The sequence below is a fragment of the Halomonas litopenaei genome, assembly GCF_017303055.1.
GTDB classification, from domain to species: Bacteria; Pseudomonadota; Gammaproteobacteria; order Pseudomonadales; family Halomonadaceae; genus Halomonas; species Halomonas litopenaei_A.
In genome coordinates, this window is sequence record NZ_JAEKJT010000004.1 from 290,967 (window position 1) to 311,347 (window position 20,381).

The 20,381-nt window shown below is 62.7% G+C and carries 19 protein-coding genes; 6 read left to right on the forward strand and 13 right to left on the reverse strand.

The features are described from left to right. Window positions 1-66 precede the first annotated feature (66 nt). The 3 genes from pdxA to JF545_RS08675 form a co-directional block, all read right to left on the reverse strand. Window positions 67-1,104: a 4-hydroxythreonine-4-phosphate dehydrogenase PdxA gene (gene pdxA / locus JF545_RS08665; RefSeq protein WP_206941338.1), complete on the reverse strand. Its 1,038-nt coding sequence runs from the start codon at window positions 1,102-1,104 to the stop codon at window positions 67-69. Between the two features lie 78 nt (window positions 1,105-1,182). Continuing rightward, window positions 1,183-1,824, reverse strand: a complete 642-nt coding sequence (locus JF545_RS08670; RefSeq protein ID WP_206941340.1) for a SurA N-terminal domain-containing protein — start codon at window positions 1,822-1,824, stop codon at window positions 1,183-1,185. An 84-nt stretch (window positions 1,825-1,908) separates the two neighbouring features. Further along, window positions 1,909-4,371, reverse strand: a complete 2,463-nt coding sequence (locus JF545_RS08675) for an LPS-assembly protein LptD (protein WP_206941341.1) — start codon at window positions 4,369-4,371, stop codon at window positions 1,909-1,911. Window positions 4,372-4,559: 188 nt separating this feature from the next. Here JF545_RS08675 and JF545_RS08680 point away from each other — a divergent pair, with 188 nt between their 5' ends. The 3 genes from JF545_RS08680 to JF545_RS08690 all read left to right on the forward strand — a co-directional run bounded on the left by JF545_RS08680 (window position 4,560) and on the right by JF545_RS08690 (window position 6,822). Continuing rightward, the gene (locus JF545_RS08680) at window positions 4,560-5,597 is read left to right on the forward strand and encodes an aminoglycoside phosphotransferase family protein (protein ID WP_206941343.1); all 1,038 of its coding nucleotides are present in this window, start codon (window positions 4,560-4,562) and stop codon (window positions 5,595-5,597) included. Beyond that, a complete protein-coding gene (gene murU / locus JF545_RS08685; protein WP_206941345.1) occupies window positions 5,594-6,277 on the forward strand; it encodes an N-acetylmuramate alpha-1-phosphate uridylyltransferase MurU in 684 nt (227 codons plus the stop codon). Before JF545_RS08680 ends, murU begins: the two co-directional genes overlap by 4 nt. Before the next feature lie 125 nt (window positions 6,278-6,402). Next, entirely contained in the window at window positions 6,403-6,822 is a 420-nt protein-coding gene (locus JF545_RS08690) for an OsmC family protein (protein ID WP_206941347.1), read from the forward strand. A gap of 237 nt (window positions 6,823-7,059) precedes the next feature. On the opposite strand, the gene coq7 is transcribed toward JF545_RS08690, so the two are convergent. Both coq7 and JF545_RS08700 read right to left on the reverse strand, forming a co-directional pair. Further along, a complete protein-coding gene (coq7, locus tag JF545_RS08695) occupies window positions 7,060-7,704 on the reverse strand; it encodes a 2-polyprenyl-3-methyl-6-methoxy-1,4-benzoquinone monooxygenase (RefSeq protein WP_206941349.1) in 645 nt (214 codons plus the stop codon). Between the two features lie 268 nt (window positions 7,705-7,972). Next, window positions 7,973-8,314 carry a histidine triad nucleotide-binding protein gene (locus JF545_RS08700; RefSeq protein ID WP_206941351.1) on the reverse strand — a complete coding sequence of 114 codons (342 nt, stop codon included), beginning with the start codon at window positions 8,312-8,314 and terminating at the stop codon, window positions 7,973-7,975. Between the two features lie 237 nt (window positions 8,315-8,551). Here JF545_RS08700 and JF545_RS08705 point away from each other — a divergent pair, with 237 nt between their 5' ends. Further along, on the forward strand, window positions 8,552-9,787 hold the full coding sequence (locus JF545_RS08705; RefSeq protein WP_206941353.1) for a cation:proton antiporter: 1,236 nt from the start codon (window positions 8,552-8,554) through the stop codon (window positions 9,785-9,787). Between the two features lie 118 nt (window positions 9,788-9,905). Here JF545_RS08705 and JF545_RS08710 read toward each other — a convergent pair whose 3' ends face one another. Continuing rightward, complete coding sequence (locus tag JF545_RS08710; protein WP_206941355.1) at window positions 9,906-11,330, reverse strand: PLP-dependent aminotransferase family protein; 1,425 nt, start codon at window positions 11,328-11,330, stop codon at window positions 9,906-9,908. 204 nt (window positions 11,331-11,534) lie between these two features. Here JF545_RS08710 and JF545_RS08715 point away from each other — a divergent pair, with 204 nt between their 5' ends. Next, entirely contained in the window at window positions 11,535-12,413 is an 879-nt protein-coding gene (locus tag JF545_RS08715) for a DMT family transporter (protein ID WP_206941356.1), read from the forward strand. 18 nt (window positions 12,414-12,431) lie between these two features. On the opposite strand, the gene JF545_RS08720 is transcribed toward JF545_RS08715, so the two are convergent. From JF545_RS08720 to phaR, 4 genes are all read right to left on the reverse strand, one after another. Then, entirely contained in the window at window positions 12,432-13,304 is an 873-nt protein-coding gene (locus tag JF545_RS08720) for a phosphoribulokinase (RefSeq protein ID WP_206941357.1), read from the reverse strand. Continuing rightward, window positions 13,304-13,738: an acyl-CoA thioesterase gene (locus JF545_RS08725; protein WP_206941358.1), complete on the reverse strand. Its 435-nt coding sequence runs from the start codon at window positions 13,736-13,738 to the stop codon at window positions 13,304-13,306. The genes JF545_RS08720 and JF545_RS08725 overlap by 1 nt, the downstream gene beginning before the upstream one ends. A gap of 60 nt (window positions 13,739-13,798) precedes the next feature. Then, complete coding sequence (purD, locus tag JF545_RS08730; RefSeq protein WP_206941359.1) at window positions 13,799-15,082, reverse strand: phosphoribosylamine--glycine ligase; 1,284 nt, start codon at window positions 15,080-15,082, stop codon at window positions 13,799-13,801. 102 nt (window positions 15,083-15,184) lie between these two features. Then, window positions 15,185-15,646: a polyhydroxyalkanoate synthesis repressor PhaR gene (gene phaR / locus JF545_RS08735; RefSeq protein ID WP_206941360.1), complete on the reverse strand. Its 462-nt coding sequence runs from the start codon at window positions 15,644-15,646 to the stop codon at window positions 15,185-15,187. 121 nt (window positions 15,647-15,767) lie between these two features. On the opposite strand from phaR, the gene JF545_RS08740 reads away from it, so the two are divergent. Then, on the forward strand, window positions 15,768-16,481 hold the full coding sequence (locus JF545_RS08740; protein WP_206941361.1) for a 16S rRNA (uracil(1498)-N(3))-methyltransferase: 714 nt from the start codon (window positions 15,768-15,770) through the stop codon (window positions 16,479-16,481). Between the two features lie 128 nt (window positions 16,482-16,609). Here the strand turns inward: JF545_RS08740 and JF545_RS08745 are convergent, their stop codons facing one another. The 3 genes from JF545_RS08745 to JF545_RS08755 all read right to left on the reverse strand — a co-directional run bounded on the left by JF545_RS08745 (window position 16,610) and on the right by JF545_RS08755 (window position 20,154). Next, window positions 16,610-17,254 carry an ATP-dependent zinc protease family protein gene (locus tag JF545_RS08745; RefSeq protein WP_431606261.1) on the reverse strand — a complete coding sequence of 215 codons (645 nt, stop codon included), beginning with the start codon at window positions 17,252-17,254 and terminating at the stop codon, window positions 16,610-16,612. An 87-nt stretch (window positions 17,255-17,341) separates the two neighbouring features. Beyond that, on the reverse strand, window positions 17,342-18,637 hold the full coding sequence (locus JF545_RS08750; protein ID WP_206941362.1) for a lytic murein transglycosylase: 1,296 nt from the start codon (window positions 18,635-18,637) through the stop codon (window positions 17,342-17,344). Between the two features lie 215 nt (window positions 18,638-18,852). Continuing rightward, window positions 18,853-20,154, reverse strand: a complete 1,302-nt coding sequence (locus tag JF545_RS08755) for a DASH family cryptochrome (protein ID WP_206941363.1) — start codon at window positions 20,152-20,154, stop codon at window positions 18,853-18,855. Window positions 20,155-20,381: the final 227 nt, after the last annotated feature.

Here is a 20,381-nt window from a genome sequence, read left to right on the forward strand (position 1 = left end):
GATGATAGGGCGCTGATGGCCAGAGCGCAAAGGCTGGCCAAGGTCGGGCAGGGGAAAACGGCCGATTCAGCCCGCCTGGGCCAGGGCCCCCATCTGTTCGGCCAGGCTAATCGCCACTGCCAGGCTCTGCGGGCTGGCCTGCCCGGTCCCTGCCAGGTCAAGAGCCGTGCCGTGATCGACCGAGGTGCGCGCCAGCGGCAACCCTAGCGTGATGTTGGCGGCCTGACCGAACCCTGAATACTTCAGAACAGGTAGACCCTGGTCGTGGTACATCGCCAGCACGGCATCGACGCCGGCGAGGTGTCGAGGCGTAAACAGCGTATCCGCGGGCAGCGGACCATCGAGGCAGAACCCTTCGGCCCGCAGCCGCTCCAGCGTCGGGGAGATCACCTCTATCTCCTCACGCCCAAGGTGGCCCCCCTCTCCCGCATGGGGGTTCAAGCCACATACGGCGATGCGCGGAGCCTTCACCGCGAAGTAACGGGTCAAGTCCTGCGCCAGGATCCGCAAGACCCGCTCGAGGCTTGCCTGGGACAGGGCGTCGGCCACTTCTCGCAGCGGCAAGTGAGTCGTGGCCAAGGCGACCCTGAGGGGCGTCGGGAGCGTGTCACTGGCTGCTTCCACACGTCCATGCAAGGCGTGGTCGGTCGCCAGCATCATGACCACCTCCTCTACCCCGCATGCATCGCGCAGGTATTCGGTGTGGCCGGTAAAACCGTCATGACCGCCGTCGCAGATCACGCCCTTGTGCAGGGGCGCGGTGACCATTGCGGCAGCGTTGCCCGCCAGACACTGCGTCACCGCAAGGTCCAGGGTCGCCAGCACATAGTCAGCGTTGGCGGGATCGAGCACCCCGGGAATGCAGCGGGCTTTCATGTCCACCGGCCACACCGCCAGGCGCCCGACCCTGGGGCCCGGATGCGGCTGACCCGGCGCCGTGACGGCCACCTCGATGTCCAGCGCCAGCGCCTCGGCCCGCTCCCTCAACAGCACTGGGTCGCCAATGGCGACCCAGTCAGTGGCATCTGCCGCCGCCAGCATCAACGCGAGCTCCGGGCCAATGCCCGCAGGCTCTCCGGTGGTGACTACGATAGGCGCTTTCACTTGCCGCTCACCTGTTGCGCTTTCACATCCACCTCATTGGCCTCTTCACGACAGTGACACCCGCTTGCTGACGCGCCTTCACCCCTGGTTCAGGCGCTTCTCGACGAAGGCTTCGCCGCGAATTTCCTGCATCCACTTCTCCAGCTCATCACCCACCTTACGCTGGAAAATCGCCTGACGTGCCTGGTCGCGGGTAGCACCCACGCCTTCCTGCTGCAGGAAGCGCTCGACTTCAGCCTCGGAAATATTGACGCGACTGGATACCTGAGCCTGCTGGACCTTCATGATCAGCATCTCGCGGCGGATCTGATCACGCACCTGGGCAAGGCTGGTGCCCTGTGACTCGAGACGATCCGCAAACTGCTCCAGTGTGGCGCCATTCTGGTTGGCCACGGAGCGTACCTGGCGATTGAGCTCGGTCTCGTCGACACTCAGGTTCATGCGCTCGGCCAGCTGCACCTCGATTTCCTCGACAATCATGCGATCGAGAATCTGCTCACGCAGCGCTTGCTCCGGGGGCAGCGCCATGTCGCTGGTGCGCAGGCGTGCCATGGCCTGGTCGACACGTTCGTCCAGGTCCGATGCCATGATGGCGTCTTCATTGACCACAGCAACAATGCGATCCAGCGACTGACGGTAACCGTCCTGGGCATTGGCAGCCACGGTGGTCAGCGCCAGACAGGCGGCCAGCGCCACGGCGGCAAGGGGTCGGCTACGCATAATCTTGCTTCCTCGTTCACTCAGAAATTCGATGCGGCAGGCGTGTTAGAACCCGCCTGCCGCAGGATAGTTCGCAGGAGATACTCAGTTCAGGCCAGGACGATAGCCGGGCACCGCTGACTGGAAGTAGGTGTCGGCCTCGCCACCGAAGCCACCCAGGCCCTTGAGCACGAAGCGCAGGAACAGACCGCGATCCGTGGTGTCATCCTCGATATTGTTGGCCGTGTCCTCGTCTTCGATCCACTCACGCCAGACGACCTGCACACCATAGCAGCAGTCGTTCCACTGCACACCCGCCATCTGGTCGAGGGCGCGATCATTGGTGTTGTCGTAGAGGACTCGCCCGATGATGTCGAAACGATCCGTGGCCTTGTAGGCAAACGACAGGTCGTATTCTTCCCTGTTGTAGTTACGGATGTCGTCGGCATCGTCCGCGTTGTCGAAGCCTTCCAGCTGCCAGCGGTAGCCAAGGTTGAGTACGTGGCCTGCATCGGCGCGATAGTGCACCCCGAGACCAGTGCTCTCGGTACGGCTCTTTTCATCGTCGTACAGCCACTGCCAGCGGGTGCTCCAGTTGTCGTTGATCGACCAGTTGATCCGTGTCACCCAGGGGGAACGGTCCCGCGTGGCATCGTAATAGTCGAACGACTCTTCGTCTCTGGGCAAGGTATCCGGGTCGCCAGCCATATCGATGTTGCGGTCCTCGAAGTAGGCTGCCTGGCCCACACCGATGGAGAGGCGCTCACGGCCGCTCTGATCTTCCAGGAAGCGACTTTCCACGCCGTAGGACAGTCGGTTCAGGTCACCGAGCCGGTCCCCCCCAGAGAAGCGGTAAGGCGACCACAGCTGCCCCCATGAAAATGACAGCTCTTCAGTGTCGAAGTCGGGGAAGTCACTCTGGTCCCTTTCCGGCACGTAAGCGTAGTTCAGGCGTGGCTCCAGGGTCTGGCGCCAGTCATCACCACCGAAGGCGAAATCACGTTCGAAGATCAGGCCTGCGTCGATGGTGGTGACCGGCGCCGTCAGCGACGGACTCTCGGTGTTATCGGTGATGCGGTCATCGTAGTCGAGGTCATAGCTGGTGTGCTGCAAGGCCACGCGCGGCTCGAAGAAGCCCCAGCTCGGGTCAAAGCGATAGCCCACCGCAGGCGTCAGGTCGAGGCGTGCCCCCTTGACGTCCTCGCGCAGGGGAATGCGCCGAACCGTGTCCTCGTAGTCGTAGAAGCCGTTCTCATCGCCTTCGATATCACGCCAGAAGTAGGTCGCGTTGGAATTCCACTCCTGGTAGAAGCCAAGGTCCTGGGACCAGCGACCGTTGGCCGTGAGGCTAGGCAGACGGTAGAACGGCTTGTCACCTTCGTCGACCGGATCATCAAGCAACTGATAGCCCTGGGCCTTGGCCTGGAGCGACCAGGTGTCACCCAGATAGTCGATCTGGGCCAGGCGAGGCATGTTGCTGGTATCGGCTTCGCCGAAGGTGCGCCCAAAGTCATCGAAATAGCGGCCATCACTGGCGGCCCCATAGCGCAAGCGATACGGAATCCGCGAACTGAACCGACCGTAATGGCTGTAGTCGAAGTACCAGCGCTCGTCCCCGTTCTCGAGCTCGGTGGTCGAATCGTCATCCCCGGCGGACTTGTCGTCGCCGATGTAGGCGCCCTCGACGGTACCCTGGTCCGAGGGAAACAGGTAACGGAACTCACCGCCCAGCAGCAAGCCGCTATCCTGAATCCAGCGAGGGGTGATGGTGGCGTCATAGTTGGGCGCCAAGTTCAGATAGTAGGGCTGGGCGTAGTCCACGCCGCCGTCGGACACCCCGATGGTGGGCCAGAGAAAACCGCTCTGTCGGCGTTCATCGATCGGGAAGCGTACCCATGGCCAGTAGAACACCGGCACATCGCCGACTTCCAGGCGGGCATGCTTGGCCGTACCAAAGCCCTGATTGCGGTCCAGCAGAATGTCGTTACCGACCAGCCGCCAGGTGCTGTCACCGGGTTCACAGGTGGTAAAGCTGGCTTCTCGCAAGCGGAACACGTTGTCGCTGACGCGCTCCAGCTGAATGGCATCGCCGCGCAGGCGCGCCTCGTGGGCCACGTAATGGGCTGAGTCGATGGTCGCCTGATCGCTGTCCAGCGACACCTGGGCGCTGTCTCCACGTACCAGCAGGCCCTTGTCACGCAGGGTCAGGGGACCACTGGCATTGGCCAGGTCGCGCTCCGGTGGCACCTGGACGCGGGTGGCCTCCAGCTGGGTGTCGCCCTTGCGCAGGATAACCTCGCCATCCAGCACGGTATCGCCATCCGTGCCGTAATTGGCGGTGTTGGATTCGCTGTTGACCTGACCATCAATGGCCGGCGCAGGCAGTCGGTAGTCTGGCTCGACATAGTAGCCTCGACACACGGTCCCCGCGGGACGATCATCGCCCCAGGGCTGCCAATCCAGTTGGCCTGCCGGCAGGGAATCAGGGGGAGCCGCCCACAGGGGCGACGACACCAGACTAGTGGTGGCGAGGCCCGCCAGGGCCGTCCATGCGTATCGCTTGGCCATGTTGCACGCTGTCCTCGACGGGGTGAATCGGTATTATACAGGCCGCGGCCGGCCTGTAACGCCGATCTGCTCCAGCAGGAGTTGCGCCACAGCCGCCCATGATCCATGCACAGCATGCGGTGAGGCCAACGGAGCGTCAACCGACTTTGCCAACCGTCGCCCTTCCGCTATCAGGAGTTCTCTCAGCAATGTCCCAGGCCGAATGCCCCAGCCGACTCGAGCAACTGCGCCATTGGGCACACTCCCAGCACCCGCAAGACCCTGGCGCAGGCCAACTGGTCCTGGCAGCCGGTGACGCCAGCTTTCGCCGCTACTATCGTCTGACCTTGAACGATGGCCAGACGCGCATACTGATGGACGCGCCCCCGCCTCAGGAAGACGTCGCCCCCTTTGTCGATATCGCCCGTCGCTGGCGCTCCGCGGGACTGCCTGCCCCAGCCATCCATGCTGTCGACCCCCAGCAAGGATTCGTCGAGCTGGAAGATCTCGGCGACGAGCCGCTGCAGCTCGCTCTCGAACACGCCGATTCAGCCGCCACGCGCAGCCACTTCGACGCTGCCATCACCCTGCTCGAGCGACTGCAACAGCTGGCGCCTGACGGGCTACCGCCTTATGACGAGGCAACCCTGGCACGAGAACTGGACCTGTTTCCCGAATGGTGTACCGGTCGATGGCTTGAGCAGGACACCGACATCCCTGGCTGGCAGGCGCTGCGCCAGGCCCTGATCCGCGAAGCGATGGTGCAACCCGTGGTCACGGTGCACCGAGACTTCGATGCCATGAATCTGATGCGCCACGCGGATGCGCTGTGGCTGATCGACTTTCAGGATGCGCTCGCGGGCCCCATCACCTATGACTTGATCTCACTGCTGCATGGCCGCTATCGACGCTTCGATGCAGCACAACGCCGACAGTGGTGCGACGGCTTTTGCGACAGGGCCATCGCCGATGGCCGCCTCACTGACAAGGTCGACCACGACACCTTCTGGCGCTGGACCAATGCCATGGCCGCCCAACGCTCGCTCAAGGTGCTGGGCATTTTCTGTCGCCTTACCCTGAGGGACGGGCGTGACGGCTATCTACAGCGTCTGCCGCACTTCCTTGATCACCTGCAGGACAGCTTGGTGGAACTCGAAGGCCTGGAAGGCCAGGCCGACTTCCTGGCATGGACCCAGCAAAGGCTGCGCTCGCAGCTGTCAGACCGGCTGCAAGGAAGCGCATCATGAAAGCCATGATCCTGGCCGCGGGCTTGGGCAAGCGCATGCGTCCGCTGACCGACCACTGCCCCAAACCGCTGCTTCCCGTGGCGGGCGAACCATTGATCGGCCATCACCTCAAGCGGCTTGCCGCCGTGGGCATTCGCGATGTGGTGATCAATGTCAGCTACCGGGCTGACCAGATCGTGGAGGCGCTCGGCGATGGTGTCGATTACGGCGTATCGATTGCCTTCAGCCATGAGTCACAGCCATTGGAAACCGCCGGAGGGATCGCCAAGGCGCGCCCGCTGCTGGGTGAGGCGCCCTTTCTGCTGATCAGTGCGGATGCCTTCTGCGATATCGACCCCGCCACCCTGTCCTTGGCAGAGGGTGATCTCGCCCATCTGGTGATGGTCGATAATCCGCCGCATCACCCGCAGGGGGATTTTCACCTGACAGCCGCCGGCAGAGTGCAGGCAACGGGGGCGCCACGCCTGACCTATTCGGGCATCGCGCTCATCGATCCGCGACTGGTGAACGAGCTACCCGAGCCCTGTTATCCTGTGGCACCACTGCTTCGTCAGGCCATGGCAAGTGACCGGGTAGCCGGCACCCATCACCATGGCGAATGGGTCGATGTGGGCACACCGGAACGCCTCGAGGCGCTCAACCAGCGCTTGAGCTCCGGCCACCGCTCCAGCCGACCCTAAGGTTGTCAATCAGAGGGTTGTCACTCATAGGGTTGTCAACCACAGGGTCGGCCGTAACCGACGACACATGATGTTCCCTGCGCACCTTGACGGTGCGCACCGACAGCAAAACATAAGGAAGCCCCATGAAAGCCAGCGTCAAATGGACCAGCGGTCGCCAGTTCGTGGCCGAATCCGGTAGCGGCCACAGCGTGGTCATCGACGGACCGCCCGATCACGGTGGTCGCAACACCGGCCCGCGCCCGATGGAGATGCTGTTGATGGGCATGGGAGCCTGCACCTCATTCGACGTGCTGGAAATCCTCGAGAAATCTCGCGCACCGGTGGAAGACTGCGTGGCCGAGATCGACGCAGAACGTGCCGACAGCGTGCCCTCGGTGTTCACCAAGATTCACGTCCATTTCACCGTGACAGGCAAGGGACTGAAAGAAAAGCAGGTGCAGCGCGCCGTCGAACTGTCCGCCGACAAGTACTGCAGCGCATCCATCATGCTGGCCAAGGGAGGCGTCGAAGTCACCCACTCGTACAGCATTGTGGAGTCGTGATCCGGCCTACTTTCTCTATCACGAAAGCGCCCAACGGGCCTTGGTGAGAAGCGATAGAGAAGGGTACTAGAGCACCAAAGCATCAGAGTGCACGCCGAACACGGCGATGCCCCGCCCCAAGCGGGGCATTCCGACCACGGCCATACAGCCTGATACAGCCTGATACAGCCTGATACAGCCTGATAGCACCCCACGACACGCTGCGGAAAACAATGCCCCAGCGAGTGCTGGTGGGAGTTAGAAGCGATAGACGCTCTTGGTCATGACCTTGGACATCAAGGTCATACCGGCCTTTACCGGCCCAGGAAAGCGCGCACCGCCTGCCTCAAGCGCCTGCTGGGCGTGATGCGCTTCATCGATTGCCATCTGCCGCAGAACAGCGCGGGAGCGACGATCACCCTCCGGCAACGTTTCCAGGTGCTCGTCCAGATGCTTGCCCACCTGCTCCTCGGTCGCGGCCACGAAACCGAGACTGACACGATCACCAATGGCACCCGCCAATGCTCCCATGCCGAAAGATGCCGCGTAGAACAGCGGGTTGAGCCGACTGGTATCGGCATTCAGCTCGCGCAGGCGATCCTCGCACCAGGCAAGATGGTCGATTTCTTCCTGGGCCGCCTCTTCCATCTGGCCACGCACCTCCGGCAGCTTGGCCGTGAGACCCTGGCCCTGATAGAGAGCCTGAGCACACACTTCACCGGTGTGATTGATCCGCATCAGACCGGCCGCATGGTGGCGATCTTCGTGGCTCATCTCGCCGTCATCAACGCTGCTGTCTGCAGGCGTCGGACGTGAGGCTCGGGCCGCACCCGGCACCAACGTGCGCAGCACATTATCGAACTGATGAATGGCGCGATCAGCGGGGGAAAGAGAGCGTGGCATACCTGCATCCTTGGGCGGCGGTAGGAAAGTCGAGTCGCTGAGGCACTATTCTACGCCAGCCCGAGCTCTACGCCAGCCCGAGCTCTACGCCAGCCTGAGCTCGACTTAAACCACTGCGCTATCCGCCCAGACATTGGCGGCGCCCCGCGCACGAAGGCGAGCGGCGCAACGAGCGGCGCCGTCCGGGTCATACCCACCGGACGGCGCCATGGAATGCACGGATGCGTCGATCGCTTGAGATGCCGGAAGAGTCTCCGTCAAGCGCCAGCTAGCCAGCCGGCCAAGTGAAGCGTCGACCGCCCATCACGTGCATATGAATATGATAGACCGTCTGTCCGCCGTCTTCATTGCAATTCATGACCACTCTGAAGCCGTCTTCGGCGAAGCCCTGCTCCTTGGCCAGGCGCGAGGCGATGAACGGCAATCTTCCCACTAGCGCAAGGTCATCCTCGCTGATGTCGTTCAAGGTGGCGATATGCTTTTTGGGAATGACCAGCATATGGGTCGGCGCCTTCGGATCGATATCGTTAAAGGCCAGAACCTGGTCATCCTCGTAGACGATATCAGCGGGAATCTCGCGATTGATGATCTTGCAGAACAGGCAATCCATGGCGGGCTCCGTGGGTGCTCATGACAACAGAGATAGAGTGCCGAGGTTACCGGGCATTATCCTCGCTGTCAGTCTTCCTGTGATCGACGGCTGACCCACGCCGTATGGGGATCGTTCCCAGCCCGCTTGCTGTGCAACGTTGAGCTTTGCGCCCAGGGCTCGCACGCGCCTCGCCCATCGTGGTTGCTGCTGTGATACAACCTACACATTCGATACTTCTTTGGAGTACCGCCGCACATGCATCATGCCGCCCTGCTGCTGATACTGCTGGTCCTCGTGACATTCGCGCTGCTGTCACGGCGCATTTCCGCGTCGCTGATCAGCCTGCCCATGGTGTTCATGACCACCGGCATGGTGCTCGGAATGATGACGCCCGACCTGGTCCCGGTGCACATCCAGCAGGAGCTGACCCAGGTGATCGCCGAGATCACGCTGATCATTGTGCTGTTTGCCGACGCATCGGTGGTCAAGCTGAAGTCGCTGCGCAAGGATCTGTCGATTCCCCTGCGCATGCTGTTGATCGGCATGCCTCTGACCGTGCTGCTGGGTACCCTGATGGCAAAGTGGGTATCCCCCGAGGCCGCCTGGGCCACCGCCATGCTGGTCGCTGCCATCCTCACTCCCACTGACGCCGCGCTGGGCCAGGCGGTCGTGTCGAGCCCCAGCGTGCCTGAGCGCATACGGCAATCGATCAATGTTGAAAGCGGGCTCAACGATGGCCTGGCGGTGCCGGTCATTCTGGCATCTGCCCTGATGGCAGCAGCGGCCACAGGGACAGACGTCGCCCATGCGCCAGACAACCTGCTGACCTTTGCCCTGCTGCAGCTGACGCTGGGGCCCCTGGTCGGCGTTGTCTTCGGCTGGGGGTTCGCGCGACTGCTCGACGCGGCCATTGATCGAGGAACCGTCACCGTGGTCTACCAGGGCATTCTGTTTCTGGCGGTGGCGTTCCTGACCTACCTGACCGCTGAGTCCGTGGGAGGCAACGGATTTATCGCCGTGTTCCTGGGTGGACTGACCTTCGGCAACCTGCTGCGCCACGAGACCACCTTCATCGAAGAGTTCATGGAAAGTGAGGGGCAACTGCTGACCATCGCCACCTTCCTGATCTTTGGTGCGGTGATGGTACCGCTGGCGCTCTCTCACGCCTCGTGGAAGACCGTGACACTGGCCCTGATGTACCTGACGGTCATCCGCATGCTGCCCATCTGGGTGTCGTTGACGGGTCTGGGGCTGTCAACCTATGAAAAGACGTTCCTCGGCTGGTTCGGCCCCAGGGGACTCGCCAGCATTCTGTTCGCCTTGCACGTCTACACCGAGTACCCGATTCCCGGCAGCAACGAAATCCTGGCCTGCGTGGTGTTGACGGTGATGATCTCGGTGGTGCTGCATGGCGTCAGCGCACAACCCATGGCGAAACGCTTTGCCAGGGGACGTGCTGCGAGCTCTCCAACGTCGGAGAAACCACATTGAGAGTGGCGATGAGAGTGGCGGTGAGAGCGGCGGCCATCAACGCATCTCCACTCCCCCCCAGAGGGTGCCCTGACACATCTCGCCTGCTGGCGACGGAGGTCATGACAGCCGGTCTGACTCACTGCTGTCCGGCGACGCGCTCAAGGGTGCTATCGAGCAGGTCGAACACCTCGGGGCTGGTACACTGGGCGACGTTGAAGCGAAGATAGCGACTGGCCTTGCCATCAGCACTGAAGACCTCTCCAGGCGCCAGCACCAGGCCCACGTTCAGGGCTTCCCGCGCGACCTCCTTGGCCAGCAGCCCGCTGGGCAGGCTCGCCCAGACAAACATCCCACCCGCTGGCTCGATCCAGGGCTCAAGGCCTGACGACCTGAGCCGCAGGTTGACTCGCCCCATGGCATCGCCCAGGCGCGCCCTGAGCAGGTTGAGGTGGCGTCGGTACGCCCCTTCTCTGACCAACTGCAGCACCAACTCCGCAGACAGAGCGCTGGCACCAAAGGACGTGGCAAGCTTGAGATCCACCAGTTCTTCGATCCACTCGCCGCGGGCCGCGATGTAACCGCAGCGCACCGAGGCCGACAGGGTCTTGGAAAAACTGCCCACTTGAAGCACCCGGTCCAGTCCATCCAGCGCCGCCAGCCGAGGCGCCTGCTGAATGTCGAAGTCGGCAAAGATATCGTCTTCGATGATCAACAGATCATGCTGTTCGGCCAGGCGCAGGACGCGATGGGCCACCGCCAGCGTAAGGCCGGCGCCGGTGGGGTTATGCAGCCCGGAGTTGGTGATGTAAAGACGTGGTCGGTGCTGCTCGAGGGCGTGGCCAAGGTGGACCAGATCTGGCCCCGACGGGGTGAAGGGCACTCCGATCACGGTGACGCGATGGGCCCGCAGCATGGCATGAAAGTTGAAGTAGCAGGGATCATCCACCACCACGCAGTCACCCGGCTCCAGCAAGAAACGACAGAGCAGGTCAATCGCTTGAGTGCCCGACTCCGCCAGCATGATCTGCTGTGGTGACGCCTCCACCCCGCGTTCCGCCAGGCGGCGCGACAGCACCTGCCGCAACGCCCCCAGGCCTTGCGGCGGCGCATAGTCGGTCAGCGTCGGCAGGGCGCAGGAGCGGCGAGCCAGCTGCCTCAAGCCTCGCCGTATATCGTCATGCGGCATCCATTCTGCCGGCAGCCAGCCACAGCCTGGCCGCCAGCGGGCCTGATCGCTTTCGAGCGCTTGACGGGTCAGCCACAGCGGGTCGACTTCACGGGCACGGGGAGGACCGAGCTCGGCCAGGGAGAGTGGTGGAAGACGATCCCCCACGAAGAATCCCGCCCCGGGACGAGAGTGAATGGCGCCCTCGCTGACCAGACGGTCGTAGGCGTCGACCACGGTAGAACGCGAAATCGACAGCGACTCAGCCAACGCCCTGATCGATGGCAGTCGAGCCCCTGGAGCCAGCTGACGCTGCGCCATCCGCCGATGCACCAGGGCCACCACTTGCTCTACCAGAGGAACGGCCGACCGGCGGTCAATATCAGATAGGTGCATCCTTCCCCCTCGACATAGCAAGATGCGTAGTGCAGACCAACGCCATCGGATCGATCCTCTGGGCGATCATTTCAGTCGACACGGCGGCGCACTGTATTGGTCACCGCACCATAACAGTTTTCCCAAACTGTACTGAACTGTATCTCGATACCGCCGACGCTCCAGCCCAACCTAAGCAGATCATTTCGGCACGGAGCCTCACGCATGTCTTCCCCCCACCTTGGATGGGCCTACGGCTTTCTTGGAATGGCCATCTTCAGCGGCTCGCTGCCGGCAACGCGCATCGCCGTAGGTGCCTTCGATCCCCTGTTCCTCACCTTCGCCAGGGCTAGCATCGCCGGTGCGGTAGCGCTGATGCTGCTGCTCTGCTTCGGCGGACGTCGCCCAGCACTTGGCGAGCTGGCCTCGCTCGCACTGATCTCGGGCTGCGTGGTGGTCGGGTTTCCGCTGTTGACCGCGCTGGCTCTCGAACAGGTCAACGCCGCTCACTCTCTGGTCTTCATCGGCCTGCTGCCGATGGCCACTGCCCTGTTCGGTGTGCTGCGCGCAGGCGATAGGCCACGCCCGGTGTTCTGGCTGTTTTCCCTCTGCGGCGGCGGCGTCATTACCCTGTTTGCCCTGAGCCAGCATGGCTATGGCAACGGGTCGGGAGATCTGCTCATGGTAGGCGCTGTGCTGGTCTGCGGGCTGGGCTATGCAGAAGGCGCACGTCTATCGAGACGTCTGTCTGGCTGGCGCGTCATTTGCTGGGCGCTGGTTCTCGCACTTCCCGTCATGCTGGCGCTGACAGCACTCTCTCGCCCGTCATCCTTTACGAATATCGGCATCGCTGCCTGGGGGGCCATGGGCTATGTGTCGCTGTTCAGCATGCTGATTGGCTTTGTCTTCTGGTACCAGGGGCTGGCTCAGGGTGGCGTCGCCGCCGTCGGACAGTTGCAGCTGCTGCAACCCTTTCTGGGACTGGGGCTAGCCGCCTGGTGGCTGCACGAAAGCATCAGCCTGATGATGCTGATCACCTGTGCCATCGTGGTGCTGTGTGTCGCGGGGGCCAAGCGCTACGCGGCCCCCGTGGCGGCGCGATGAGCGCCGTTGTGAGGTGATTCAGCGAAAGCGACGCTGCGCCAGCAAATGGCGTACCAGTGGCCCCAGGATCAACTCCATCGCCAGAGACAAGCGCGAACCAGGCACGACCAGGGTATGGGGGCGACTCATGAAGGCATCTTGAATCATCGCCAACAGATAGGGAAAGTCCACCGTGGCGGGATCACGAAAGCGGATCACCACGAAGGACTCGGCATCGGTAGGAATGTCCTGCACCTCGAAGGGGTTCGAGGTATCCACCGTGGGCACCCGCTGAAAGTTGATATGGGTGCGCGAGAACTGGGGCAGAATATAGCGAACGTAGTCGTCCATGCGCCCAAGAATGGTGTCGATGACCGCTTCCTGGGTGTATCCCCGAGCATGCATGTCCCGATCAATCTTCTGAATCCACTCAAGGTTCATGGTCGGGGCAACGCCTACCAGCAGGTCGACATGCCGAGCGATATCCACCTCACTGGTCACCAGACCACCATGCAGGCCTTCATAGAACAGCAGGTCGGTGCCCGTCGGTAGCGGCTGCCACTCGGTAAAGGTGCCAACCTGATAGCCAGCCTCGATCATCTTCTTGTCTTCGGCATGGATGTAATGGCGGAAGGTACCCGAGCCACTATCCCCGTACTCCTGAAACAGCGTTTCCAGACGATCGAGCAAGTTGGCTTCGACGGCAAAGTGGGACAGCTCATCCTTGCGCTCGGGCTCCTCGCGGAAGATTCGCGCCAGCTCCTGCCGGGTATAGCGATGAAAGGCATCACCGTCGACGAAGGCCGCATGCACGTCTTCGCGCGCAAACATGCGTTCAAAGGTCCTCTTGACGGTCGTGGTACCCGCCCCGGATGAACCGGTGACCGCGATGACCGGATACTCCCTCGACATCAGCGCACCCTCTCCAGCGCAGCATGCACAGCATCGGGCACCGCCACCGGACGAGCCGCCAGGGGATCCACCACCATCAAGTTGATGCGGGCGGTCGCCACAATGCGCTCGTCACGCTCTCGGCGAATCCGGTGGTAGACCGTGATGGCCTTGCGTCCCGGCGCCGGAATCGCCGTGTCGATAACCAGGGCATCCGGCCAATGGGCTTCCGCCTGATACTGGATGGCCAAGTCCGCCGCCACGCTGGGGAAGCCCCCCAGGTCGCCCTCGTGGAGGCCAAGTTCGGCCAGGGCGGCTGCCCTGGCCTCGTGCATCAGCGAAATCACCGCATCATGGCCAAGATGTTGGCCGTAGTTCATGTCGGTGATGCGCACCGTCAGCGGGTGGCGATGCACGATCGACTGCTCGGGGAAGTCGAGTTTCACACGTTCCATGCTCGCTCCTTGGAAATTGTTATTGGCCTGGCCACGGGGCGAGTCGGGCATGTTGCCTCATCAGCCCTGGCGAGCCATGGCGCGGTGGGCAATATCGGTTCGCCAGAACGCCCCATCGAATCCGACGCGATCCACGCCGCGGTAGGCAAGCTCGCGCGCAGCCGCAAGGTCATCGCCCAGCGCCGTCACGCACAGCACCCGCCCGCCAGACGTTACCACCTGACCGTCGCTGTCTGCGGTACCCGCGTGGAAAACCTTGAGCCCCAGCGCCTCGGCCTCATCACAGCCAGTAATCGCATCGCCCTTGCGGTAACCTGCCGGATAGCCCTCGGCGGCCATGACCACACCAATGGCAGGACGCGGGTCCCACTGACACTCATGACCGTCAAGGCGTCCCGTGGCACCCGCCAGGCACAGCTCGGCCAGGTCACTGTTGAGGCGCATCATGATCGGCTGTGTCTCAGGATCACCGAAACGGCAGTTGTACTCGATGACCTTGGGTTCACCGGCTTCGCTGATCATCAGACCTGCATACAAGAACCCGGTGTAAGGGTGCCCTTCAGCGGCCATGCCTTGCACCGTCGGACGAATGACCTCATCCATGATGCGCGCATAGACCTCATCGGTGACCACCGGCGCGGGGGAGTAAGCCCCCATGCCGCCAGTGTTGGGGCCAGTATCCCCATTGCCAACGCGCTTGTGGTCCTGACTAGTGGCCATGGGCACGATGGCGTCGCCATCCACCATCACGATAAAGCTGGCTTCCTCGCCCTCGAGAAACTCCTCGATCACCACCCGTGCACCAGCGTCGCCAAAGGCGTTGGCTTCCAGCATATCGCGGATGGCGGCCTCGGCTTCGGTCTCGCTCATGGCCACGATGACGCCCTTGCCGGCCGCCAGCCCGTCGGCCTTGATCACGATAGGAGCGCCCTGCTCTCGCAGATAGGTCAGGGCCGGCTCGACCTCGGTAAAGGTACTGTAGGCGGCGGTGGGGATGGCGTGGCGTGCCAGAAAGTCCTTGGTGAAGGACTTCGACCCCTCGAGCTGGGCAGCGCCCTGGGTCGGGCCAAAAATCGCCAGCCCTGCCGCGCGGAAGCGATCGACGACACCCTCCACCAGCGGTGCTTCGGGGCCTACGATGGTGAGATCAATGCCTTCGCCTTGGGCAAAGGCAACCAGGCCATCAAGATCAGCCACGCCGATATCGACGTTGGTCAGGCCTGCCTCGCGGGCGGTACCCGCATTACCTGGCGCGACGAATACCGCAGAAACGCTGGCCGCCTGAGCCACTTTCCAGGCCAGCGCGTGTTCGCGGCCACCGCCGCCGATGATCAGGACCTTCATCCGCTCAACCACCTATCATGTACCAAATGAGGCGGCATTATGGCAGAAAAAGGCCCGGCCCGCGCGATAACGTGCGGCACTGCCGCCCCCCCGCTGGACGACTCAGGACGATCGTTCGTCGTCATCCGAACGGGTGGTACCTCCTTGACTGATGGTGTTCTGCCAGAAGCGCATATTCTCTTCCGCCAACTCCCGCATCAGCTCCATCGGGGAATGGCGCATGGCCTGCTGCCACTGATCCTGCATCTTCTTCTGCTGTTCCATCATCAGCCGCGTGCCCTGTTCCAGATAACGCGCCAGCGGCAGCGGCTGGGACATGGCGTACACCCGAATCAGTTGCTGCAGCAGGTCATTGGAGAAGACCTCGGCGTCGCTATCAGCCTGTTCCTGTTCGATGATGATCGACAACAGGATGGTGCGTGTCAGGTCTTCGCCACTCTTGGCGTCCTCGACACGGAAGGGCACTTCTTCGAGAATCAGACTGCGCAGATCCTCGAGGGTCACATAGCGGCTCTGTTCGGTATCATAGAGCCGGCGATTGGCATACTTGCGAATCACACGCACGGCGCTGCTCCTTACATTCTGTGGGAAGCCACCTGACCGCCATCAAGGTCATTCGGCTTCGTTCGCATCCATTTTGCACCGCGACACCGCCCTTGCAAGACAAACCGGCATTCGAGGCTCCATGAACCTGATTCTTCTCACCCAGGACGACGTCAATGACTCACGGCTAGCCAGGGTCCGCGACCCCAGACGCCTGGCACACCTGCGTCAGGTTCACCGCGCCCAGCAAGGTGACGTCATGACCCTCGGAATAGAGAATGGCCCGCTTGGTCGTGGAACGCTGCTTTCGTTGGACGAAGATGAAGCTTGCTTCGACGTATCAGGCCTGGACCAGGCACCTCCCGAGGCGCTGCCGGTGCATCTGGTGCTGGCCCTGCCTCGTCCACGCATGCTGGCAAGAAGCATAGAGCATGCCACTGCGCTGGGGGTGAAGCACATCACGCTGCTGCATAGCCGGCGCGTGGAAAAAAGCTACTGGCAGTCGCCGGAACTCGATCCGGCTAAGATTCACCAGCACCTGGTGCTGGGATTGGAGCAAGCGCGTGATACTCGCATGCCCACGGTGGATACGGCGCGCGGCTTCCGTCCGTTTGTCGAGGACCGGCTACCGACTCTGCTGGAGGGGCGGCGCGGCCTGTTGGCTCATCCAGGCATGCCGCAGGCATGCCCTCGAGGCATCGATGATCCGGTGGTGCTGTTGATTGGCCCCGAAGGAGGTTTCATCGACTGGGAGGTGGAGCAAATGCTGGCCGCCGGATGTGAGGGCATTCACCTGGGACAACGCATCCTCAGGGTGGAAACCGCCGTGACTGCCCTGCTGGCGCGACTGTTCTAGTGGGCCGGCCCAGGTGTGAGCACACCCTGATCCACCACCGCTGACGCCGGAATGACGGACCCTGGCAAAGCACACAGGCATGGCAGCGGCAGCCGCCATGCCGGGACGTACTGACCAGCAGACGGCGATCATTCAGCGTCAGCGTCCTGGTCCCCTGCGTCCTGGTCGTCGGTATCTTCGGCCCTGCGATTGGTGCCGAACTCCCCTTCCCCATCGTGCTCGATCACCGGTGAATTCTCGTCACAGGTCGGCGCGATCAGGAAGGTTTCTCGCACATCGAGAAGGCCGAGCTCACCGATGGTGCGACGTCCCAGCAGCATCGGATAGTTCATTTCCTCGCGATTGCGCAGGCTGAACTGCTCTTCGTGAATGGTATCGCCCATGCACACCTTCATCAGCACGACCAGACGTTCGTCCCGGCCGCCGGCCCCACGTACCGTCATGTCACGATACAAAGGCCGCTCGAGCTCCTTCTTGAAGGTCTCGCCTGTCTCTTCATCTTCCAGCTCGAGCGCAAACCGTACCCAAGGCTCACCGTCCTTGTCGAAACGCTCGATATCTCGCGCATCCAGCGAGGATGTCAGCGCACCGCTGTCCAGCTTGGCCTTGACCTCCACGTCCCAGGGCTCCAGCGTCGCCTTCTCCACCCAACCAAAGACATCGGGTCCGTCATCAGCCAGGGCGGCGTTCATCGGCATCAAGGTCAACGGTAGCGCTGCCAGCGCCACGGCACGTATCCGGCTCACACACCAGCGTTCAAGCGATTCCTTCATCCTGCAATTCTCCCTGTGATGCGGCGCTGTCAGCCAGCGCCGATGTGCCGGGTGCCCAAACCGTCGCTTGGGCACGTCTGAAGAGGATCAGCGATTCAGCTGTTCGAGCAGGCGCAGGGTGGCAAAGCCATCCGGAACCAGCCCCTGATCACGCTGCCAGGCTCGCAGACCCGCGCGAGTATTGGGACCCATGATGCCGTCAGGGGTTCCCACCCCGTACCCCAGAGCCTGCAGCCGTGCCTGCAGCTGGCGCACTTGGGTGCGACTCAGGGGCTGTTCGTCCCTCGGCCATCCTCCCTGAATGCCAGGCCGGCCTGCGATGCGCTCGCTGAGTGAGGCAACCGCAAGGGCATAGCTGGTGGCATTGTTGTAGCGAAGGATGGCACGGAAATTGGGACCCACCAGGAAGGCCGGGCCGCGGGCACCCGCAGGGGTAATCACCGAGGCCTCGGCAAAGGCAGGCAACTCGCCACCACCGAGCCGGCGCACCCCTTGCTGGCCCCACTCAGCGGCACTCTTGCGGGTGTCGAGCTCAGTCTGGGCGTAGTCGAAGCCAGCGGGCAGCTCGACCTCCACGCCCCAGGGCTGGCCGGGCTGCCATCCGGCACGATTCAGATAGTTGGCGGTAGACGCCATGACGTCTGGAATGCTGGCCCAGATATCCCGGCGACCGTCCCCATCGCCGTCCTTGGCATAGGACACAAAGCTCGACGGGATAAACTGCGTATGTCCCATGGCTCCCGCCCAGGACCCTTTCATGCGCTGGGGCGTGATATCCCCGGCCTGGATGATCTTCAGCGCGGCCAGCAGCTCCCCGCGGGCAAAGTCTCGACGGCGACCGTCGTAAGCCAGCGTGGCCAACGCTTCCAGAGTGGAGAAATCACCAAAATTCTGGCCGTAGTTGCTTTCTATGCCCCAGATAGCCGTCAGCACTTCCACCGGCACGCCATAGCTTGACTGGGCACGATCCGCTGCACTGCGGTTGGCTGCCAACTTGTCACGCCCTTGGGTCACCCGCGCGTTTGACACGGCGGTATCAAGATATTGCCAGACCGGACGCACGAACTCGGGCTGCGAGCCGTCGAGCTCAATCACCCTGGGACGGTAACGCACGCCATCCAGGGCCCGCGCCAGTGTGTCTTCGCTGATACCTTCACTACGAGCCTGGCGACGGAAGTCGGCGAGCCACTGGTCGAAGGTACGACCGTCATGATCGTCAGCACTGGCGTCCTTGGCGGCGGGCATCGCCGCGTTGCTGTCAGAGCTGGCACTCTCTGTCTTCGAGGCAGCAGGGCTGGCAGGTCCACTCTCTGGGGCGGCAGACGTCGTCTGGCAGCCGACCAAGGCGATAAGAAGAAAGGCGGGAAGCAGTCGCGTCGACATGTTGAAGGCAATCCTTGGCAATCAATGTGCAGGCATGATGACCCACTCCCCGCTGCGGCGCTAGATGCAAACGGAGGGAATCGGCGTCGACCACAGGAGGGGGCTGGGGCTGTCCTTCGATACCACCATGTCGCCGCACATCCCGCCCTTTCGTCCTGCCAGCGCAGGGCTCTGATCGCTGCGAACTGAGACGCCGATGGACCTTCTTCTCGTCCTCATGACACCCCCTGTCGCCGTTCAGGCTCGTCCTTCTCGAGCCAGTGTTGGACGTATCGCAATTCGGGGTCGTAACGCCGGGCCTGATCATCCATGTCGAAGACCTTGGGCCGAGTGTCACGCCCCACGCCCGCGATGTACTTCCAGTTACCCCAATTACTGGCCACGTCATAATCCATCAGACAGTGCTCGAACCAGGCGGCTCCATGACGCCAATCTCCGCACAGATCGTGCACCAGATAGCTGGCCGCCCACTGACGCGCACGGTTGGATATCCAGCCACAATCGCGCAGTTCCTTCATGGCTGCATCCACCGCCGGCTGCCCCGTCTCTCCCTGCTGCCAGCGTGTGAACGCCTTTCCTGGCGATGGCGCCCGCTTGCCAAACAGTGCGCTCCCCTCCTGCCACGCCGCCCAGTGGAAGTATTCTCGCCATAGCAGCTCGCGATAGAAGTGCTTCGTCGAGGCATTGGCCCCGTGCTCCTGCTCCCAACGCGTCAGCGCGCCCAGCACCTGGGTGGCAGAGATACACCCCGTGGCCAACCAAGCCGACAGGCGTGACGAGAAGTCCGGCCCCACCAACCCGTTACGGGTGTCTTGATAGACACCGATCGCTTGCTGCTTCCAGAAATACTCATCAAGGCGGTCAAGTCCACTCGCTGCGCCGCCCGCATAGCCAAGGCCCAACGGGTCAGGGTGATCATCGAGCGCCGCTGCCGCCGGCGAAAGACGCTGCAGCGACGGCAGCCCGCGAGGCGCCCGATCGGGCCAGGCGGGCTGAGTGGCTGCCGCTGGCAGTGCCTTAGCAGATGGCTTGGCCTTGCCCAGCTTGCGCTTGAACGCGGACCAGCTGCCCGGAACCTCCTCCACTGCAATAGGCAAGGTTGCATGCGCCCAGAGCGTGGCGGTACTGAACGTGTCGAGCCGACAACCAGGATGCAATAGCTGTGACAGGCGCTGCACCTGTTGCTGCTCTTCGCTACCGGGATGCTCACCCACACGCACTGCCGAGGCGCCGATACGCTCGGCCAGGTTTGCCACCAGCGTCACCGGCTCGCCCACGGTGACCAGCAGATCGCTACCACACTTGAGCAACTCGCCTCTCAGCTCCCGTAGGCTCTGCCACAGGAATCGCAGCCTGCGCGCCCCCATTCTGGGAATGTCCAGCGACGCCTGAGGCTCAAGGAGGGCAGCGTCGATCACGTACACCACGAGCCGCTCGCTGATCCCTCCCGGCGATGCCAGCAGCGGGTTATCCGCCAACCTGAGCTCCCCGCGCAGCCAGACCAGATCTGTCTCCATGCCAACTCCACTCACCATCCATCATGTCGGCCGATAGCGGCCCCTTCCGCCTTCTAGCGCCAGGTATTCGATGGTCCAGCGCCATGAGGATCTCTAAAATATAGGACTTGTACACTTATCGTACAAGCCTGTAAGAGAAGACCGAGGTCGTTGAATCCGAACAGGGCAGCGGGGCGTCCATCTTTCGGGTAAAGTGGGGCGGCGCTTCAGGGTAAGGTGACCGCCAC

Excerpts from the sequence above, each read along its gene's own strand:
- JF545_RS08670 (WP_206941340.1), bottom strand. The coding sequence starts at position 1,824 with ATGCGTAGCCGACCCCTTGCCGCCGTGGCGCTGGCCGCCTGTCTGGCG.
- JF545_RS08675 (WP_206941341.1), bottom strand. The coding sequence starts at position 4,371 with ATGGCCAAGCGATACGCATGGACGGCCCTGGCGGGCCTCGCCACCACT.
- JF545_RS08680 (WP_206941343.1), top strand. The coding sequence starts at position 4,560 with ATGTCCCAGGCCGAATGCCCCAGCCGACTCGAGCAACTGCGCCATTGG.
- murU (WP_206941345.1), top strand. The coding sequence starts at position 5,594 with ATGAAAGCCATGATCCTGGCCGCGGGCTTGGGCAAGCGCATGCGTCCG.
- JF545_RS08690 (WP_206941347.1), top strand. The coding sequence starts at position 6,403 with ATGAAAGCCAGCGTCAAATGGACCAGCGGTCGCCAGTTCGTGGCCGAA.
- coq7 (WP_206941349.1), bottom strand. The coding sequence starts at position 7,704 with ATGCCACGCTCTCTTTCCCCCGCTGATCGCGCCATTCATCAGTTCGAT.
- JF545_RS08700 (WP_206941351.1), bottom strand. The coding sequence starts at position 8,314 with ATGGATTGCCTGTTCTGCAAGATCATCAATCGCGAGATTCCCGCTGAT.
- JF545_RS08705 (WP_206941353.1), top strand. The coding sequence starts at position 8,552 with ATGCATCATGCCGCCCTGCTGCTGATACTGCTGGTCCTCGTGACATTC.
- JF545_RS08710 (WP_206941355.1), bottom strand. The coding sequence starts at position 11,330 with ATGCACCTATCTGATATTGACCGCCGGTCGGCCGTTCCTCTGGTAGAG.
- JF545_RS08715 (WP_206941356.1), top strand. The coding sequence starts at position 11,535 with ATGTCTTCCCCCCACCTTGGATGGGCCTACGGCTTTCTTGGAATGGCC.
- JF545_RS08720 (WP_206941357.1), bottom strand. The coding sequence starts at position 13,304 with ATGTCGAGGGAGTATCCGGTCATCGCGGTCACCGGTTCATCCGGGGCG.
- JF545_RS08725 (WP_206941358.1), bottom strand. The coding sequence starts at position 13,738 with ATGGAACGTGTGAAACTCGACTTCCCCGAGCAGTCGATCGTGCATCGC.
- purD (WP_206941359.1), bottom strand. The coding sequence starts at position 15,082 with ATGAAGGTCCTGATCATCGGCGGCGGTGGCCGCGAACACGCGCTGGCC.
- JF545_RS08740 (WP_206941361.1), top strand. The coding sequence starts at position 15,768 with ATGAACCTGATTCTTCTCACCCAGGACGACGTCAATGACTCACGGCTA.
- JF545_RS08745 (WP_431606261.1), bottom strand. The coding sequence starts at position 17,254 with ATGAAGGAATCGCTTGAACGCTGGTGTGTGAGCCGGATACGTGCCGTG.
- JF545_RS08750 (WP_206941362.1), bottom strand. The coding sequence starts at position 18,637 with ATGTCGACGCGACTGCTTCCCGCCTTTCTTCTTATCGCCTTGGTCGGC.
- JF545_RS08755 (WP_206941363.1), bottom strand. The coding sequence starts at position 20,154 with ATGGAGACAGATCTGGTCTGGCTGCGCGGGGAGCTCAGGTTGGCGGAT.